Source organism: Vibrio sp. 1069 (assembly GCF_033340555.1).
The window spans coordinates 1-530 of record NZ_JAWOWP010000895.1 but is presented as its reverse complement, the minus strand read 5'-3'; the positions used below and the strand labels follow the sequence as shown (position 1 = coordinate 530).

The following is a 530-nucleotide window of genomic DNA, read 5'->3' as shown; positions in this document are numbered from 1 at the left end:
GCTTGACGTCGCAGCGACCGCTGTATTTAAGCTATTAACCTCAGTTAAGCCCAATTTCTTGGCTAACGGCTCTGTACCTGCAAATGGAGCGTTCGCAACGTTATTCGGTACCGTCTTATCACCTTCAACTTCTGTCATCAAGAATGGTGTAGTTAGAGTGCCTGAAGCAACTAGGTCTGCGGCATTAGTAAATGGATCTACAGTATCAAGCGTGGTTTGCGCTGCGTAGATGAACTGTGAGAAACCAGCACTCAGAGCTGCAAGCTGTTCCGGTGTCGCTAAACCTTCAAAGACCTCGTAACATGCTTTGTCATCTAACTGTGCACACTGCGCGTCAGCGTAAGACTTGTAATCCGTTGATGCTGCATAAGCAAGGTTGTGCTTGATTTGCGGACCAAAGTCTGAAGAACCCAGCAATAGATTACCGATTTGACCACCAGAGTTCTGAATAGAGGCCGCGCTAAATGTATACAGTGCATCAGCAGTAGGGCTGCCCAGTGTGTTGTTTGCAGCAGCAACCGCAGACGTAC

At 48.1% G+C, this 530-nt stretch carries 1 pseudogene; it reads right to left on the bottom strand.

Annotation, left to right across the window (positions count from 1 at the left end):
- Positions 1-530, bottom strand: a pseudogene (locus R7040_RS29685) (lipase); the annotation flags it as partial.